The organism is Bradyrhizobium sp. (assembly GCF_049512235.1).
Classification (GTDB): domain Bacteria; phylum Pseudomonadota; class Alphaproteobacteria; order Rhizobiales; family Xanthobacteraceae; genus Bradyrhizobium.
This window is the reverse complement of the sequence record NZ_JBEKXH010000013.1, coordinates 1-16294: the sequence shown is the minus strand read 5'-3', so window position 1 is coordinate 16294 and position 16294 is coordinate 1. Positions and strand designations below refer to the sequence as shown.

Genomic DNA, 16294 nt, shown 5'->3' with positions numbered 1-16294 from the left:
GGACACCATGCAGCGTATCCTGGGGATGGCGCTTGTCGCCATGACGATATGTTTTGCCTCGGCAGCCCGCGCCGAGGATGCCGAATTTGACCCGGCAAAGGTCAGCGAAAGTCTGAAGGCCATATTCCAGTTCGGGTCGGCCGAAACCAAGCAGGCGCTGAACGCAAACACGGTGACGCTGATTTCGGGCACCATCGGCGGCACCTATGTTCAGATCGGCGCGGACCTCGCCTCTGTGCTCGATGACGGCAATCGACTGCGCGTCCTGCCCATCGTTGGCCGCGGCTCCGTCCAGAGCGTCGCCGATGTTCTGTTTCTGCAAGGCGTCGATCTCGGGATCGTGCGGGCCGACACCCTCGATTACCTCGAGAAAAAAGGCTTCGCCAAGGACATCAAGAAGCAATTCACTTACGTGACCAAGCTTTACAACGAAGAGATGCATGTCATCGCGCCGAAGACGATCCGCAGCCTGAGCGATCTCGACGGCAAGACCGTCAGTGTCGATCTGCCCAATGGCGGCACCTTCATCACCGCCCTGATCGTGTTCGAGCGGCTCGGCATTAAACCGAAATTCGTTTATGTCGAGCAGCGTATCGCGCTCGAAAAATTGCGCAACGGTGACATCGATGCCGTGATCGCCGTGCAGGGCAAGCCGTCCAGGATCATCAGCGCGATCAAGGATGACCGGCTGCATTTCGTTCCGGTCGATTACGCGAAATCGCTGCAGGACGACTATCTGCCGGCGAGCCTCTCGGCAAAGGACTATCCCAACCTGATTTCGGATCAGGAGCAGGTCGACACGATCGCCGTCCCGGCGGTGCTTGCCGCCTATAATTGGCCACCCAAGACCGACCGCTATCGCAAGCTCGCGCTGTTCGTGGACAGTTTCTTCACGAAATTTCCAAGCTTTCAAAACCCGCCGTTCCATCCGAAATGGCGAGAGGTTTCGCTTTCCGCTACGCTGCCCAACTGGCAGCGCTTCCCGTTCGCCGCACAATGGCTGGATCAGCACGGGGTCGAGCCTGTCGCCCGAAAGTTCGATGAATTCTTGCGACAGCTGCCGCCGGGGTCCAGCCCGGCCTCCGACACCGAGAAGCAAGCTCTGTTCAAGCAATTCCAGGCCTGGGAGGCTGACCATAGCGCCCAGGCTCAGGACAAGCCGGCGCGCAAGCCGCATTAGCTCTGCGACGTCGTAGCCGAAGGCACCCCGCCGCCGATCATCTCGGGCTCGCGACCAAAGGCGCGGCCGTGCGCAGAGCGAAAATTATTGCGAGGCGCAGCGGTGCTCGAGCACAATCTCGGGGTGCCGGTTTCAAGCCGCCGCCGTTCAAGAAATCGTGCGGCGGTGCCTCAATGAAATCAAGATATCTCCCAAATCGCGCCGGTGATGGTCGCGTTTCGGACTGATTCTCAATGCGAATTGAAGGCTGGTAACGGAGACGCCCGGGTCGACGACGGACAAGAACCATGGCCGGGATGCCCCGAAGTTGCGTTGTGGCGTAAAGGCATCAGATGGCGCGGAATATCAGGCTCATGCTAGGCCGCAAGCAGGTGGCTGAGGCAATTGAAGCAATTGAAGAAGACGCGAGCGGCGCTGAATTCACGGATTATCAATCCGAGCCATCGACCGAGCCGGAGCACCACGCTCCGGACTATGCGATGCCGCTCTTTCTCTCCGAGGGCGCCGAACAAATCCGACGGCGCGGCATCGCCATCGGCTGGAATTGGGACTGGAAAGATGCGGCATTGCGGCAGCGGGTCATCAAGGCAGGCGTTCTTGTGGCCGCGGCGGCGGCGATCGCGTTCGGGCTGATCTATCTGGAGGATTCGCTCGATCTGTTTGCGACCGCCAGGGCTTCGCTGTTCGGCCGATCGACCGATCAGTCCGTCATCACGGAAACATCAACTCAAGATGCCGTGGCCGCCTCGGTGCAATCGACCTCCAGTTCACCGTCGCCGTTCACGCCATCAACCGTCGGCGTTCGCACCGGGTCCTCGACCGCGAGAGGCACGCCGTCGCGCGAGGATATCTCCGTCGCCCTCAGGACAGCCCGGCAGGGCCAGTCCGACACCGGTCAGCCGCTCGGTGCCATGCCAACCGCAAGAGGCCTCAATGCCGATGAAGTCCCGGCGCTGATCAGGCGCGCCAAGGGCCTGATAGCGTTCGGCGACATCGTGGCTGCCCGATTGCTGCTGGAACGGGCCGCACACGCCGACGATGCCGATGCGGCGCTGCTGCTGGCGCAGACCTACGATCCTGCCGTGCTTGGCAAGCCGGATGTGCGAACGATCACGCCGGATCCCGCGATCGCGCGTGGCTGGTATCAGAGGGCGGCCGCGTTAGGCTCGCTGAATGCGAAGCAGCGCCTCGCTCAAATGCAGAATTGACGTTCACGACATCGGTGGGAGACTGTATGCGGCGGCTACTGGGATTGGCGGCGTTCGCCATGATGACGGCTTGTGGCCTTGCGGCCAGCGCGCAACAAGTGGAGCTTGACCCGGCGGCAAGGGTCGGCGAAGGGCCGCGGGCGATCGTCCAGCAGGGAGCTGCGGAAACCAGGCAGGCATTGAACGCCAATACGGTGACGGTGATCACCGGGACCATCGGCGGCACCTATGTTCAGTTTGGCGCGGACCTCGCCTCGCTGCTCAACGACGGCAATCAGCTGCGCATTCTTCCAATTGTCGGACAAGGCTCGGTACAAAACGTCGAGGATATTCTCTATCTGCAGGGTGTCGATCTTGGCATCGTTCGTGCCGACACGTTCGACTATATGGAAAAAAAAGGTCTCGCGAGAAATCTGCGCAAACAGTTTACCTATGTGACCAAGCTCTATAACGAAGAGATGAGCGTTATCGCACCGAAATCGATCCGCAGCCTGAGGGGACTCGACGGCAGAATCGTCAGCATCGATCTGCCGAATGGCGGCACCTTCGTGACGGCCCAGACGGTATTCGAGCGGCTCGGAATCAAGCCGCGATTCGTCTATCTGGAGCAACGGATCGCGCTGGAGAAATTGAAGGGCGGCGAACTCGATGCCGTGGTTTCCGTCCAGGGCAAACCGTCGCCGATCATCAGCCAGATCAACGACGACCGGCTGCATTTCGTTCCGGTCGACTATGACAGTTCCTTGCAGGCCGACTACCTGCCGGCGAGCCTCACGGCGAAAGACTATCCCAACCTGATTTCGGATCAGGAGCCGGTCGATACGATCGCCGTCCCGTCGGTGCTCGCAGCCTATAACTGGGCTCCCAACACCGGGCGCTATCGAAAGCTCGCGATGTTCGTTGACAATTTCTTCACGAAATTTCCCGCCTTTCAGAATTCGCCCTTCCATCCGAAATGGAATGAGGTTTCGCTGGCGGCCCCGCTTCCCGGCTGGAGGCGCTTCGCGCCCGCCCAGCAATGGCTCGACAGCCACGGCATAGCGCCGGTCGCGCGCGTCAGATTCGATGAATTCCTGAGACAGGATTCGCAGGATGCGGCGGCGCCGAGAAGGCTGCCGGAGGACGCCGACAAGGACGACACGCTGTTGAGGCAGTTCCGGGCGTGGGACGTCGAGCAAAGTACCCGGGACCAGGTCCGTGCGGCGCGCAAGCCGCAGAGTTCGACGGGCCCTTAGGCACCACAGGCGCTTAACCGGCGCCGTCAATGCCTCGCTGCAACGCGGTGCGGGCCGCTTCGCGATGATCCGACGTGATGTGGGTCGCTACCAGCCGGATGGCGGTTGCGAGCACCGCGGCATCGTCGGTGAAGCCGAGCACCGGCAGCATGTCCGGAATGAAATCGAAGGGCAGGATGAAATAGGCGATGGCGCCGAGCAGCGTCGCCTGTACATGACGCGGCGTTTGTCTATCGAACGCGCAATAATAGGCGGCGAGCAGATCCTCGGCGAACGGGAGCTGCGCCACCACCCGCTTGAACTTGATCCAGAAGCGGCGCCGCACGCTTTCACGGTCTTCCGCGGGCTTGTCGGCGGACTCAAAGCCAGCGGTATGTTCGGAAATCATCGCCTGGGCTCCATGAGGCCGGCGCGGCAGATCGCCGCGCTGAGGATTTGGGGATGTGGTGCGCCCGCCGCAAGATTGCTTTGCAACCGGGGACAGAGACGCTCCCAATCGCATCTGCGGCGGCAGGCGGAGATAAGAAAAAGTGCCTGTCGTCAGCTGGCGCCGAGCTGACCGGCGATGGCGTTCATCGCCGTCGCCAGCTCGATATCGCGCGAGGTAACGCCACCGGCGTCATGGGTCGCCAGAACCACCTCTACCGTCTTGTAAACGTTGCGCCATTCCGGGTGGTGGTCGCTCTTTTCGGCGACCAGCGCGGCGCGGGCCATGAACCCGAACGCTTCATTGAAATCCTTGAAAGTAAAGGTTCGCGCAATGGCCTTGCGTCCCGGGGTTTCGGTCCAGCCGGGTAACCCCTTCAGGGCCGATTTTCGCGTCTCTGCCGATAGAAGCTCCGCCACCATTGCCTCCCGTTTCACACCAACTTACCGAACACGGCGCCCGTTATCCATGCCACAATTGGCCGGCAAAGCCGGTCCGGGGGGTGCCGGGAACCATGCCACAGAAGTATCCCTGTGCTGGCAGGGAATTTGCTAAGATAACCGTCAAACCGCGTTGGCAGCATGAATGTGAACCTCAAACGGTTGTTTGCAAGGTCGATGACCGGAGGCCCTGACCTGGTTGGGCCGCCGGCGCCGCCGTCGGCGCGCTCGGCCAGGCGGAAGACGATGTTCGTCACGGTGGCCGGGCTGCTCGCGGTCGTCGCCGCGCTGGCAGCCGGCTATTACTTTGCGATGCGGCCAGAGACCTTGCGGATCGCGGTAGGTCCCGCCAACAGCGATGACATCAAGGTCGTGCAGGCGCTGACCCAAGCCTTCACCCAGACGCGCGGCCACATCCGTTTGCGCCCGATGCAGACCGACGGCGCGGCCGCCAGCGCCCAGGCCCTGGCCGACGGCAAGGTCGATCTTGCCATCATCCGCGGCGATCTCGACGTGCCGAAAAATGCGCAGGCCGTGGCAACCTTGCGCAAGAATGTCGCGGTGCTGTGGGTGCCTCCGGCCACCAAGGGCAAGGGCAGGAAAGCCGGCCCGAAGATCACCAAAATTCCCCAGCTCGCCGGACGCCGCATCGGCGTCGTCGGCCGCACCCAGGCCAACGTCAATCTGCTCAAGATCATCCTGCGGCAATATGGCGTCGATCCGGACAAGGTCGAGATTGTTCAGTTTCCGGCCGCCGAGGCCGTGGATGCCATTCGCAACCAGAAGGCGGACGCCTATCTCGCCGCGGGGCCAGTCAACAGCAAGATCACCGCGGATGCGATTACGGCATCGACCCACGACGGCGGCACGCCGACTTTCCTTGCCATCGATTCGGCTGAAGCGATCGCGCAAAACCATCCGATGTACGAAGCATCCGAAATTCCCGCCGGCGCCTTCGGCGGCTCGCCCGACAAACCCGATGACGAGGTCAAGACGATTAGTTTCTCCCACCACATTGTCGCGCGCAAAGATCTCTCGGAATCGACGGTCGCCGCCTTCACCCGGCAGCTGTTCGCGAGCCGCCAGGCTCTGTTGGCTGAATTCCCGCTGGCCGCGAAGATCGAGACCCCGGATACCGACAAGGACGCCGTCATTCCGGTGCATCCGGGCGCCGCGGCCTTTGTCGACGGCGAGGAAAAGTCCTTTTTCGATCGCTACAGCGATTTCATCTGGTGGGGGCTGATGGCGCTGTCGGCGATGGGCTCGGCCGGCGCATGGTTCGCAGGCTACCTGAAGAAGGACGAGCGCAGCAACAACAGTACCCTGCGCGAACGGCTGCTCGACATGATCGTGGCGGCACGGTGCAGCGATTCCGCCGAGGAACTCGACCGGATGCAGACCGAGGCGGACACGATCCTGCGCGATACCCTGCGTTGCTTCGAGCACGGCGCCATCGAGGAAGGGGCGTTGACCGCCTTCAACATCGCGCTCGGACAATTCCACAACGCCGTGGCCGACCGCAGGGCCATGCTTTCGAGCGCGCCGCAAAATCCGCAGCGGGCAGGGGCGCAGCTCCGTGCCACCGGCACGTTATAGGCGGGCAAAATTCCAGGATTTCGAGCCGTTCTGGGAATTCGTCTCCGGCCCCCTGCATTCGGGAACCTTCGGGCCGAGCCGCGCCGACCAGGCCTTGCGCAGATCGGGAACCCCTTTGGCATTCCGGTGCCCCGGAGGCGCTGACGTTGAAAATCGCGTCTGTGGGAAGGGCGGCCGCAGCCCAGGGACAGATGGGAAATGCTGCTCACTAATTTGGGCCTGATGGCTGGACTCGTGAAATTTCGGTGGTATTGTAGGTTACGATTGGTCCCTTAGGATCTCACAAGACAAGGCGACTTTAGATAAATAATCTCACTAGAGGCATCTTTTTTCTTTAGTGAGTAGCGTTCGCTAACTTTCAATTTTCGGTGCCTGGGGATCGTTTTGGCACTCACAGCAAGCAGCGACGACGGGGCTAACGGTTCTTGGGGGCTGTCTTCGAAGCGTGGGTCATCCCGCCTTCCCAGACAGGAGCGGGTCGGCGCGATCGAGGCGGCGGCGCGGGCGGTGTTTTGCAAGCGCGGTTATGCCGACGCCTCGATCGCGGAGATAGCCGCCGAGGCCGGCATCGCCGAAGGCACGATCTACAAGTTCTTTGATTCCAAGCGCCAGCTTGTGATGCGGGTGATCGAGCTCTGGTACGAGTCGATGCTCGCCGAATTCGCCAAGAACCTGGGTGGCATTTCAGGCGCCAGAAACAAGGTCCGCTTCATCGTCTGGCGACATCTGTCGTCCCTGAAGCAAGACCTCGATGTCGCGCGCCTGTGTCTGCACGAGGCGCGCTATAGCCGGGATTATTATCAAGGCGAGGTCTATCAACTGAACCGCCGTTACACGCACTTCCTGCTCGATGCTTGCCGCGAGGGTATCGCCAACGGCGAATTCCGCGCCGACATGCCGATCACGCTGGTACGCGATTTGATTTTCGGCGGCATCGACCATCACACCTGGGCCATGCTGCTCGGCCATGGCGACGTCGACGTGGATCGATCGGCCGACTTGATTGTGAATGTCGTATTCGCGGGCATCGCGACGCCGGCCGCTTCCACGCCTTCGCCGGACGAGCTTTGCGCCAGCATTGAAAAAACGGTGGCCCGGCTCGACGCCGTCGCGACGCGCCTGGAACAGCAATCGTGAGCGTCCCCCATCGAGCCTTGCCCGGAACGAAAGGGCGCTGAGCATCTGGCGCACCGACAAGAGGAAGCATGTTTAATGGCTGTGCTGACGTCCGGGATATCGACCTCAAGTGAAGCATTTCGGGCCAACCGCGACGAGATGCTGGCGCTGCTGGATGATGTCCGCGCCGCGGAGCAAAAGGTAAGGGCGCTTTCGGATGCGCGTCGACCGCAGTTCGAGCAACGCGGCCAGATCCACCCCCGCGACCGAGTGGCGAGGCTTACCGATCGCGGCGCACCCTTTCTCGAGCTTTCGACCCTGGCCGGACACGGAATGTTCGGCGACGACGGCGACCGCAATGCCTTCGGCGGCGCGACCATCGCGGGCATCGCAATAGTGAGCGGGGCGCGCTGCATGGTGATGGCGCACGACAGCGGCATCAAGGGCGGTACGATAACGCCAATGGGAATGCGCAAGCAATTGCGCGCGCAGACCATCGCCATGGAGAACAAGCTGCCGGTCATCTATCTGGTGGAATCCGCCGGCGGCAGCATGCCGCACCAGGCCGACACCTTCGTCGATGGCGGCGGAATGTTCCGCAATCAGGCCCGGATGTCCGCCGCCGGAATTCCGCAAATCAGCATCGTCCACGGCTCATCGACCGCGGGCGGCGCCTATCTGCCGGGCCTCTCGGATTACGTCGTTGTGGTCCGGGACAGGGCAAAAATCTTTCTCGCGGGGCCGCCCTTGCTGGTTGCGGCAACCGGGGAAGTCGCAACCGACGAAGAGCTTGGCGGCGCCGTCATGCACACGACCGTTTCGGGTGTGGCCGATTACATCGCCGAGAGCGACGAGGATGCGATCGCACTTGGCCGCGAGATCGTTCGAAACCTGAACTGGTCCTCGACTTCCGGTGCCGGATCTTACGCGCCGCCACGCTACGACCCGGACGAACTGGCCGGCGTCGTACCGGTCGACTTCCGGAAGGGCTATGACGTCCGTGAGGTCATTGCCCGGCTCGTGGACGCTTCGGACTTCCTCGATTTCAAGCGCGACATCGGCATCGCGACGGTCTGCGGCCAGGGCCATCTGATGGGAATTCCGGTGGCCCTGATCGGCAATAACGGACCGATCGACTCCGATGGAGCGACCAAGGCGGCGCAGTTTATCCAGCTGATGTGCCAGTCCGGGTTGCCGATCGTCTACCTGCAGAACATCACGGGCTATCTGGTCGGCGTCGACGCCGAGCGACGGGGCATCGTCAAGCACGGCGCCAAGATGATCCAGGCGGTGGCGAACGCCACCGTTCCACAAATTACCCTGCACATCGGCGCGAGTTTCGGAGCAGGGCATTACGGCATGTGCGGACGCTCGTTCGAGCCCCGCTTTGTCTTTGCCTGGCCAAACAACCGGGTGGCCGTCATGGGTGGCGCGCAGGCGGCGCGAGTCATGACGATCATTTCGGAAGATCGCGCGCGAAGGGAGGGCGTCGAGCCCGACCGGGAGAAACTGCAGAGCGCGGAGCGTCGGCTGGTCGATCAATTCGACAAGCAATCCACGGCGATGTTTGCGACGGCGCGCCTGTGGGACGACGGCATCATAGACCCCAGGGACTCCAGGCGCGTCCTCGGAATTTGCCTTGCGACCTGCCGCGAAGCGGCTGATCGACGGCTCAACGCCAACACCTTCGGAGTTGCGCGGCTATGACCATTTACACGCCGGATCATCTCGAGCTGCAGCGCTCGGCCAGGAAGCTCATCGAATCCGAAATCAATCCCCATGTCGACGATTGGGAGCAGGCCGGAATGTTTCCGGCGCACGAGGTGTTTGCCAAATTCGGGGCGCTTGGGCTATTGGGCATCAGCAAACCAAAGGAATTCGGCGGCCTTGAGCTCGACTACACCTTCTCGGTTGCGTTCGCGGAGGCTCTCGGCGAGATCACCTGCGGCGGCGTGCCGCTGGCGATCGGCGTTCAGACCGATATGTGCACGCCGGCGCTCGCCCTGCACGGGAGCGACGCGCTGCGCGCGGAGTTTCTTTCGCCATCGATCCGCGGCGACTATGTCGGCTGCATCGGGGTTTCCGAGCCGTCGGCGGGTTCGGACGTCAGCCGCATCAGGACCACCGCGCGCAAGGACGGCGACGATTACGTCATCGACGGCGGCAAGCTCTGGATCACCAACGGCGCGCAGGCCGACTGGATGTGCATGCTCGCCAACACCAGCGACGGGCCGCCGCATAAATCGAAATCTCTGATCGTCGTGCCGTTGAAATCCCCCGGCGTCACCGTCGCGCGCAAGCTCGACAAGCTGGGTATGCGGAGTTCCGACACCGCACAAATCTTTTTCGATGGCGTGCGTGTGCCCCAGCGCCACCGCATCGGCGAAGAGGGCATGGGCTTCGTCTATCAGATGCAGCAATTCCAGGAGGAGCGTCTGTGGGCTGCGGCCAGCGTTCTCCGGCCGATGGATCGCGCGGTTCAGGAGGCGATCGACTATGCCGGCGCCCGGATCGCGTTCGGCAGACGCATTCTCGATAATCAAAGCGTGCGGTTTCGACTGGCCGAGCTCCAGACCAGGATCGAAATGCTGCGTTCGTTGGTCTATCGCGCGGTGCAGGAATATTCTGAAGGCGTGGATGTCACGACGCTGGCTTCGATGGCCAAGCTATCGGCGGGGCGGCTGGTTCGTGAGGTCGCCGACGCCTGCCTGCAATATTACGGAGGCATGGGTTTCATGAACGAAACGCCGATTTCGCGTTTCTACCGTGACGGGCGCGTCGCCTCGATCGGCGGAGGCGCCGACGAGGTGATGCTCGAAATCATCTCGAAGCGATTGGGAATGTCCGATCAACAGCGGAAAGCCTGAAACATGCCGCGCGAGGGATCCCCGGATCACGAAAGCGCGCCGCGGGCGAGGCCGTTCGATACGATTCTGGTCGCAAACCGGGGCGAAATCGCCGTCCGGATCATCAGATCAGCGCATCGGCTCGGCTTTCGTGCGGTCGCCGTCTATTCGGAAGCCGATGCTGGTATGCCTCATGCGCGCGCGGCGGATATGGCGGTTTGCATCGGGTCGGCGGCAGCGGCGGAATCCTATCTGAACGCCGCAAAATTGATCGACGCCGCGAGGCGGACCGGCGCACAGGCGATCCATCCCGGTTATGGGTTCCTGTCCGAGAGCGGCGAATTCGCGGCGCAATGCAAGGCGGCTAGCCTCGTCTTCATCGGTCCATCGCCCGAAGCGATGCACTCCATGGCGAACAAGGCGACGGCCAAGCAGCTGATGGCGGCCGCCGGGGTGCCTTGCATCCCCGGCTACGACGGCGATGAACAGGACGATGCCGTCCTGATGCGTGAAGCCGAGCGGGTCGGCTTTCCCCTCATGATCAAGGCCATCGCCGGTGGCGGCGGCAAGGGCATGCGACTCGTGGCATCGGTCTTTGAGCTCGACCAGGCGCTGCGGAGCGCACGACGCGAGGCGCTGAAGGCCTTTGGCAACGGATCGCTGATGCTTGAGAAGGCAGTCACCCCTGCGCGCCACGTCGAGGTGCAGGTCTTTGGCGACAGTTGGGGCAACGCTGTTCATCTCGGCGACCGTGATTGTTCCATCCAGCGCCGTCACCAGAAGCTGATCGAGGAGGCGCCGGCGCCCGGCCTCTCGCGGGAGCTGCGCGAACGGATGGGACAGGCGGCGGTCCGGGCCGCGAATGCGGTCAATTACGAAGGAGCGGGCACGGTCGAGTTTCTGGTCACGCCTGGAGAAGCGTTCTTCTTTCTGGAAATGAACACACGGCTTCAGGTCGAGCATCCCGTGACCGAGATGGTCACGGGCCTCGATCTGGTGGCGTGGCAGATCAAAATTGCATCTGGGGAGCCACTGCCGTTGACCCAGCAGCAAGTGCATCTCACCGGGCATGCGATCGAAGCGCGGGTATGCGCGGAAGACCCGGCCAGCCGTTTTCTGCCGCAGTCAGGCCGACTGTCGATCTGGCAACCGCCGGAGGGCGACGGCATCAGGGTCGACCATGGACTGCGGGAAGGCTGCATCGTTTCAACCCACTATGATCCCATGATCGCGAAAGTGGTTGCCTGCGGCGAGACGCGCGACGTCGCGCGGATGAGGCTGGTCCGCGCCCTGGAAACGTTTTCGATCGGAGGCGTGCGAAACAACCTGTCTTTCCTCGGACTGTGTCTGAGGCACCCGGCATTCGCCAATGCCGAGTTCGACACCGGGTTCATCGAGAGCTACGCGCTCGACCAGCGCCGCAGCCTGTCTCCCGATCGGCAGATGACGGCGGTCGCCGCGGCGCTGTTTCACGCGCGCTCGGCCGCCGGCATCGATGCCACGTTGCGCAATTGGCAAAGCGTGCCGACAGGGACACAACCCATTTCCCTGGCGGCCGGCGATTGGCGAAGTGTGGTCCGTATCAGGGGCGCCGGGCCATCGTCAGTCAACGTGTCGGACGATGCCGGAGAACAGTCGATCGTCATGAACTCGCTTGGAGCGCCGTCGCATATCAGGGTTGACGGCGTCGACCGCGCTTTCCGCTTCGCCTGGGAGGGCGACGTGCTGCATCTCGTTCGCGGCGATAGCTGGTTTTCCTTTTCAGAAAGTCGCGGGGCGGCCGCGGCGAAAACTGCCGATGGATCGGCGGTGATCTGCGCGCCCATGCCGGGCAGTGTCACTGAAATTCGGGTGGAAGCCGGCGCGTTCGTCATGACAGGACAGGTCTTGGCGATACTCGAGGCCATGAAGATGGAGCATCAGATACTGGCGCCGGTGTCAGGGCGGCTTGCCAGGCTGGATGTTATCGTCGGTCAGCAGGTCAGCGTGCGCCAGAATCTCATGGAAATCGTCGCGATGCAGGACACGGAGAACAGCGATGGCGCAGGGTGAGCATGCGACGACCCAGAACTTGCAATTTGGCTTTACCGACGAGCAGCTTGCGAACCGGGATATTCCATTCAGGCCAAATCTGTTCGCGGGTCAGACGGTCGTCATATCCGGCGGCGGCGGCGGTATCGGAAGAGCGACCGCATGGATGTTCGGCAGGTTGGGAGCGAAAGTCGCAATCTGCGGGCGCAACATCGAAAAGCTCAATGAAACCTTAAACCCCATGCGCGACGCCGGATTGGCCGTCGAGTCCTACCTTTGCAACATCCGCCGAATCGAAGACGTCGAAGCCCTGTTCGAGGCCGTCACCGGGCGTTTCGGCGCTTTCGATGTGTTGGTCAACTGCGCCGGTGGTCAATACCCCCAGCCGGCGATCGACTTCACGCCCAAGGGCTGGAACGCCGTCATCGAAACCAATCTTACCGGGACCTGGTACATGATGCAGACCGCGGCCAAGCGATGGATGGCCGCCGGCAGGCCGGGGTCCATCGTCAATGTTGTCGCGGTGGTGGATCGGGGAATGCCGGGCGTCGCGCATACCTGCGCCGCGCGCGCGGGCGTGATCGCCTTGTCGAAGACCGTTGCCGTCGAGTGGGCGCCGCAGAACATTCGGATCAACTGCATTGCTCCGGGCGCAATCGATACCGAGGGCCAGAAAGTCTATTCGGAAGATTCGCGACGGCGTTCGGCGCAATCAAATCCGATGATGCGCTTCGGCGACGCTTTCGATGTGGCGGATGCCGCTATCTATTTTAGCGGGCCGTCCGGAAAGTTCGTCACCGGCGAGACGCTGATCGTTGATGGCGGCGGCGTGCTGTGGGGCGAGTTCTGGGTGAGCGACAAGCCTGACTATTTCAAAGTCAGCTGAGAGGGAAATTGCAGTCCAATTGAGAGTGTCCGCACACTATGCCCACTGCATGCTGTCGCCAGCGCCTGGTGCCTTCGCCGGATCAGAGCTGCAGCAGCGCGCGCAGCGCGTCGCTCGAACAGGGCTTGGGTAGCCTCGGCCTTTGCGCGAATGGTTCGGGAAGCCCGACATCGGCGCCATAACCCGTGACAAAGGCAAAGGGAATGCCCAGCGCATCGAGCCGCTCGGCGATCGCAAAACTCTTTTCACGGACCAGCCCGACATCGAGCAAGGCAAATTCCGGCACCCTCCTTTCGATCAACTCCAGCGCTTTTGCCACGCTCGCGGCAGTTCGCACCGTCTTGACCCCAAAACCGAGAATAGTGTCCTCGAAATCGAGCGCAATGATCGGGTCATCCTCCACGATCAATACGTCGTTCGGGAAGTGGCCGGGAGCGGTGTGTTCCATGAACATGCGCACGGGAGGTGTCAAAGTCGAGGCCCACTGAATTCGCAACTGCCGCCGCACGGGTGTTCGCCGGTTCCAAGGATGCAACCAACACCCCGCGGCTGCGTTTGTCTGTGCACTTGTACACACAACAGGTCATATAATCGCTACTCGATGGGCCGCGGGGTGGGAACAAATGGCAACGACGGCGAACGCAAACACCAAGGAATGCAGCGAGCGGCCCGACAACAACCTGCTGCGCAGGCTCAGTGCCGGCGACTTCGCGCTGCTCGCGCCCCATCTCGGCCGTGACGAGGTCGAAGCCAGCAACCTGCTCTATAATCCCGGCGACGATGTCGAGATCGTCCACTTTCCCTGCGGGCCGAGCCTTGCATCCTACCTGGTTGCCAACGAGGACGGCCGCGACATCGAAACCATTCTGGTCGGTCGCGAAGGCGCCGTCGGCGGCATCGTCAGCCAGGGACATCTGCCGGCCTATACCCGTATCATGGTCAAGTTTGGCGGGCCGTTCGTCCGGCTGCATGTCGGCAGGCTGGATGCGGCGAAAGCAAGTTCGCCGAGCCTGCGCAACGTGTTTGCGCGTTATGCCGACTGCATGCTGGCCCAGATGTTCCAGTCGACGGCCTGCAATGCGATCCATTCGATCGAACAGCGCACCGCCAAGTGGATCATCTCGGCGATGGAGCGCACCGGCGGCGAAGGCGTCGTCCCCCTGACCCACGAGCAGCTTGCGACCTTGTTGGGCGTCGGCCGCAGCTATGCCAGCCGCGTCATTCAGGCCTTCAGGGCGCAGGGGGTGCTTGAGACCCGCCGCGGCTCGATCCTGGTGCGCGACCGCGAAGCGCTGCGCGGCCGGGCCTGTCTCTGCAACGAATCCGTGAAAAACCATTTCGAGGAAGTGCTGCGTGGGGTCTATCCCGCCGAAGCGGAGCAGAGCGGCTGAAGCAGGCGCTCCCCGCTGACCGCGATAAGCCCCTGGATTGCTAGATTCAGCTAACCACCCGCAAAACAACGCATTGTTTTTCGGCTATCTCTGACTATATTGCGTTGCAACGAGTAGAGGTATGCCCGGTCCGTTTTGGCCGGGTTTCCTTTTTGGGCGCAGGTAACGCCCTGCAAAACTCCAGGTATTCGAGCGCGATCCGGAAAAGTCGGTCCCGGTTTTCCGGCGAGATCGCACTCTCACCATGGTCCGAGCCAGAAGAAGAGCCATGAAACTTCGTAACGTCGCCATCATCGCCCACGTCGACCACGGCAAGACCACGCTGGTCGATCGCCTGCTGCAGCAATCCGGCACCTATCGCGAGAACCAGCGGGTGGTCGAGCGCGCGATGGATTCCAACGACCTGGAGCGCGAGCGCGGCATCACCATCCTCGCCAAGGCCGCCTCGGTGCAGTGGAAGGACACCCGCATCAACATCGTCGATACCCCCGGCCACGCCGATTTCGGCGGCGAGGTCGAGCGCATCCTGAACATGGTGGATGGCGCGCTGGTCTTGGTGGACGCTGCCGAAGGCCCGCTGCCGCAGACCAAATTCGTGGTGTCGAAGGCGCTCAAGGTGGGCTTAAAGCCGATCGTCGTCATCAACAAGGTCGACCGGCCGGATGCGCGGCCGACCGAGGTCATCAACGAGGTATTCGACCTGTTCGCGGCGCTGGATGCGTCAGAGGAGCAGCTGGATTTTCCGATTCTCTACGGTTCGGCCAAGCAGGGCTGGATGGCGGAAAGCCCCGATGGTCCCAAGGACGCCGGCATGCAGCCTTTGTTCGACCTGATCCTGCGCCACGTCGCGCCGCCGACGGTCGAACAAGGTCCTTTCCGCATGATCGGCACCATTCTGGAGGCCAATCCCTATCTCGGCCGCATCATCACCGGCCGCATCACCTCCGGTACCATCAAGCCGAACCAGGCCGTCAAGGTGCTCGGCGGCGACGGCAAGCTGATCGAGCAGGGCCGCATTACCAAAATCATCGCCTTCCGCGGCATCGAGCGCATGCCGCTGGAAGAAGCCGAAGCCGGCGACATCGTCGCCATCGCCGGCCTCACCAGGGGCACCGTTGCCGATACCTTCTGCGACCCCTCCGTCGATACGCCGCTGAAGGCGCAGCCGATCGATCCGCCGACGGTGTCGATGTCCTTCATCGTCAACAACTCGCCGCTCGCCGGCACCGAGGGCGACAAGGTCACGAGCCGCATGATCCGCGACCGCCTGTTGCGCGAGGCCGAGGGCAATGTCGCCCTGCGTGTCACCGAGGCCGCCGACAGGGATGCCATGGAAGTGTCGGGCCGCGGCGAATTGCAGCTCGCGATCCTGATCGAGACCATGCGCCGCGAAGGTTTTGAATTGTCGGTGTCGCGCCCGCGCGTGGTCTTGAAAAAGGACGAGACGACCGGCGAGTGGCAGGAGCCGATCGAGGAAGTGGTGATCGACGTCGACGAGGAACATTCCGGCGTCGTGGTGCAGAAGATGAGCGAGCGCAAGGCCGAGATGATCGAAATGCGCCCCTCCGGCGGCCACCGGCTGCGGCTGGTGTTCTACGCACCGACCCGCGGCCTGATCGGCTATCAGGGCGAACTCCTGACCGACACCCGCGGCACCGCGATCATGAACCGGCTGTTCCACAATTATGCGCCCTACAAGGGCGACATACAGGGCCGCCGCAATGGCGTGTTGATCTCCAACGATCAGGGCGAGGCGGTGGCCTATGCGATGTTCAAGCTGGAAGACCGCGGCCCGATGATGATCGAGCCGGGCTGCAAGGTCTACAAGGGCATGATCGTCGGCGAGCACACCCGCGACAACGACCTCGAGATCAACATCCTCAAGGGCAAGCAGCTCACCAACATCCGCACCACCTCGAAGGATGAAGCGGTGCGCCT

Annotated in this window: 14 protein-coding genes; 11 read left to right on the top strand and 3 right to left on the bottom strand. The window is 62.4% G+C overall.

Annotated features, from left to right (window positions below):
- Nucleotides 1-7 precede the first annotated feature (7 nt).
- The 3 genes from ABSG20_RS02395 to ABSG20_RS02385 all read left to right on the top strand — a co-directional run bounded on the left by ABSG20_RS02395 (nucleotide 8) and on the right by ABSG20_RS02385 (nucleotide 3623).
- Nucleotides 8-1180, top strand: a complete 1173-nt coding sequence (locus tag ABSG20_RS02395; RefSeq protein WP_423862878.1) for a TAXI family TRAP transporter solute-binding subunit — start codon at nucleotides 8-10, stop codon at nucleotides 1178-1180.
- Nucleotides 1181-1551: 371 nt separating this feature from the next.
- A complete protein-coding gene (locus ABSG20_RS02390) occupies nucleotides 1552-2388 on the top strand; it encodes a hypothetical protein (protein ID WP_423862877.1) in 837 nt (278 codons plus the stop codon).
- Between the two features lie 26 nt (nucleotides 2389-2414).
- The gene (locus ABSG20_RS02385) at nucleotides 2415-3623 is read left to right on the top strand and encodes a TAXI family TRAP transporter solute-binding subunit (RefSeq protein WP_423862876.1); all 1209 of its coding nucleotides are present in this window, start codon (nucleotides 2415-2417) and stop codon (nucleotides 3621-3623) included.
- Between the two features lie 13 nt (nucleotides 3624-3636).
- Here the strand turns inward: ABSG20_RS02385 and ABSG20_RS02380 are convergent, their stop codons facing one another.
- Together ABSG20_RS02380 and ABSG20_RS02375 are read right to left on the bottom strand one after the other, a co-directional pair.
- Nucleotides 3637-4011: a YkvA family protein gene (locus ABSG20_RS02380; protein ID WP_423862875.1), complete on the bottom strand. Its 375-nt coding sequence runs from the start codon at nucleotides 4009-4011 to the stop codon at nucleotides 3637-3639.
- Nucleotides 4012-4163: 152 nt separating this feature from the next.
- Nucleotides 4164-4469 carry a 4a-hydroxytetrahydrobiopterin dehydratase gene (locus tag ABSG20_RS02375; RefSeq protein ID WP_423862874.1) on the bottom strand — a complete coding sequence of 102 codons (306 nt, stop codon included), beginning with the start codon at nucleotides 4467-4469 and terminating at the stop codon, nucleotides 4164-4166.
- A gap of 267 nt (nucleotides 4470-4736) precedes the next feature.
- Between ABSG20_RS02375 and ABSG20_RS02370 the strand changes: the two genes are divergently transcribed.
- The 6 genes from ABSG20_RS02370 to ABSG20_RS02345 all read left to right on the top strand — a co-directional run bounded on the left by ABSG20_RS02370 (nucleotide 4737) and on the right by ABSG20_RS02345 (nucleotide 12965).
- Complete coding sequence (locus tag ABSG20_RS02370) at nucleotides 4737-6086, top strand: TAXI family TRAP transporter solute-binding subunit (protein ID WP_423862897.1); 1350 nt, start codon at nucleotides 4737-4739, stop codon at nucleotides 6084-6086.
- A 384-nt stretch (nucleotides 6087-6470) separates the two neighbouring features.
- Nucleotides 6471-7223 (top strand): TetR family transcriptional regulator, encoded by a 753-nt coding sequence (locus tag ABSG20_RS02365; RefSeq protein ID WP_423862873.1) that lies wholly within the window; start codon nucleotides 6471-6473, stop codon nucleotides 7221-7223.
- A gap of 75 nt (nucleotides 7224-7298) precedes the next feature.
- Nucleotides 7299-8909 (top strand): acyl-CoA carboxylase subunit beta, encoded by a 1611-nt coding sequence (locus tag ABSG20_RS02360; protein WP_423862872.1) that lies wholly within the window; start codon nucleotides 7299-7301, stop codon nucleotides 8907-8909.
- Nucleotides 8906-10069 (top strand): acyl-CoA dehydrogenase family protein, encoded by a 1164-nt coding sequence (locus ABSG20_RS02355; RefSeq protein WP_423862871.1) that lies wholly within the window; start codon nucleotides 8906-8908, stop codon nucleotides 10067-10069. Before ABSG20_RS02360 ends, ABSG20_RS02355 begins: the two co-directional genes overlap by 4 nt.
- A gap of 3 nt (nucleotides 10070-10072) precedes the next feature.
- Nucleotides 10073-12100 carry an acetyl/propionyl/methylcrotonyl-CoA carboxylase subunit alpha gene (locus ABSG20_RS02350; protein WP_423862870.1) on the top strand — a complete coding sequence of 676 codons (2028 nt, stop codon included), beginning with the start codon at nucleotides 10073-10075 and terminating at the stop codon, nucleotides 12098-12100.
- The gene (locus tag ABSG20_RS02345; protein ID WP_423862869.1) at nucleotides 12087-12965 is read left to right on the top strand and encodes an SDR family oxidoreductase; all 879 of its coding nucleotides are present in this window, start codon (nucleotides 12087-12089) and stop codon (nucleotides 12963-12965) included. The genes ABSG20_RS02350 and ABSG20_RS02345 overlap by 14 nt, the downstream gene beginning before the upstream one ends.
- 82 nt (nucleotides 12966-13047) lie before the next feature.
- Here ABSG20_RS02345 and ABSG20_RS02340 read toward each other — a convergent pair whose 3' ends face one another.
- Nucleotides 13048-13413 (bottom strand): response regulator, encoded by a 366-nt coding sequence (locus ABSG20_RS02340; RefSeq protein ID WP_423862868.1) that lies wholly within the window; start codon nucleotides 13411-13413, stop codon nucleotides 13048-13050.
- Between the two features lie 175 nt (nucleotides 13414-13588).
- Here ABSG20_RS02340 and ABSG20_RS02335 point away from each other — a divergent pair, with 175 nt between their 5' ends.
- Together ABSG20_RS02335 and typA are read left to right on the top strand one after the other, a co-directional pair.
- The gene (locus ABSG20_RS02335) at nucleotides 13589-14356 is read left to right on the top strand and encodes a Crp/Fnr family transcriptional regulator (RefSeq protein ID WP_423862867.1); all 768 of its coding nucleotides are present in this window, start codon (nucleotides 13589-13591) and stop codon (nucleotides 14354-14356) included.
- Between the two features lie 268 nt (nucleotides 14357-14624).
- On the top strand, nucleotides 14625-16294 hold a 1670-nt coding region (gene typA / locus ABSG20_RS02330; RefSeq protein WP_423862866.1), incomplete at its 3' end, for a translational GTPase TypA.

Excerpts from the sequence above, each read along its gene's own strand:
- ABSG20_RS02395 (WP_423862878.1), top strand. The coding sequence starts at position 8 with ATGCAGCGTATCCTGGGGATGGCGCTTGTCGCCATGACGATATGTTTT.
- ABSG20_RS02385 (WP_423862876.1), top strand. The coding sequence starts at position 2,415 with ATGCGGCGGCTACTGGGATTGGCGGCGTTCGCCATGATGACGGCTTGT.
- ABSG20_RS02380 (WP_423862875.1), bottom strand. The coding sequence starts at position 4,011 with ATGATTTCCGAACATACCGCTGGCTTTGAGTCCGCCGACAAGCCCGCG.
- ABSG20_RS02370 (WP_423862897.1), top strand. The coding sequence starts at position 4,737 with ATGTTCGTCACGGTGGCCGGGCTGCTCGCGGTCGTCGCCGCGCTGGCA.
- ABSG20_RS02360 (WP_423862872.1), top strand. The coding sequence starts at position 7,299 with ATGGCTGTGCTGACGTCCGGGATATCGACCTCAAGTGAAGCATTTCGG.
- ABSG20_RS02355 (WP_423862871.1), top strand. The coding sequence starts at position 8,906 with ATGACCATTTACACGCCGGATCATCTCGAGCTGCAGCGCTCGGCCAGG.
- ABSG20_RS02350 (WP_423862870.1), top strand. The coding sequence starts at position 10,073 with ATGCCGCGCGAGGGATCCCCGGATCACGAAAGCGCGCCGCGGGCGAGG.
- ABSG20_RS02345 (WP_423862869.1), top strand. The coding sequence starts at position 12,087 with ATGGCGCAGGGTGAGCATGCGACGACCCAGAACTTGCAATTTGGCTTT.
- ABSG20_RS02340 (WP_423862868.1), bottom strand. The coding sequence starts at position 13,413 with ATGGAACACACCGCTCCCGGCCACTTCCCGAACGACGTATTGATCGTG.
- ABSG20_RS02335 (WP_423862867.1), top strand. The coding sequence starts at position 13,589 with ATGGCAACGACGGCGAACGCAAACACCAAGGAATGCAGCGAGCGGCCC.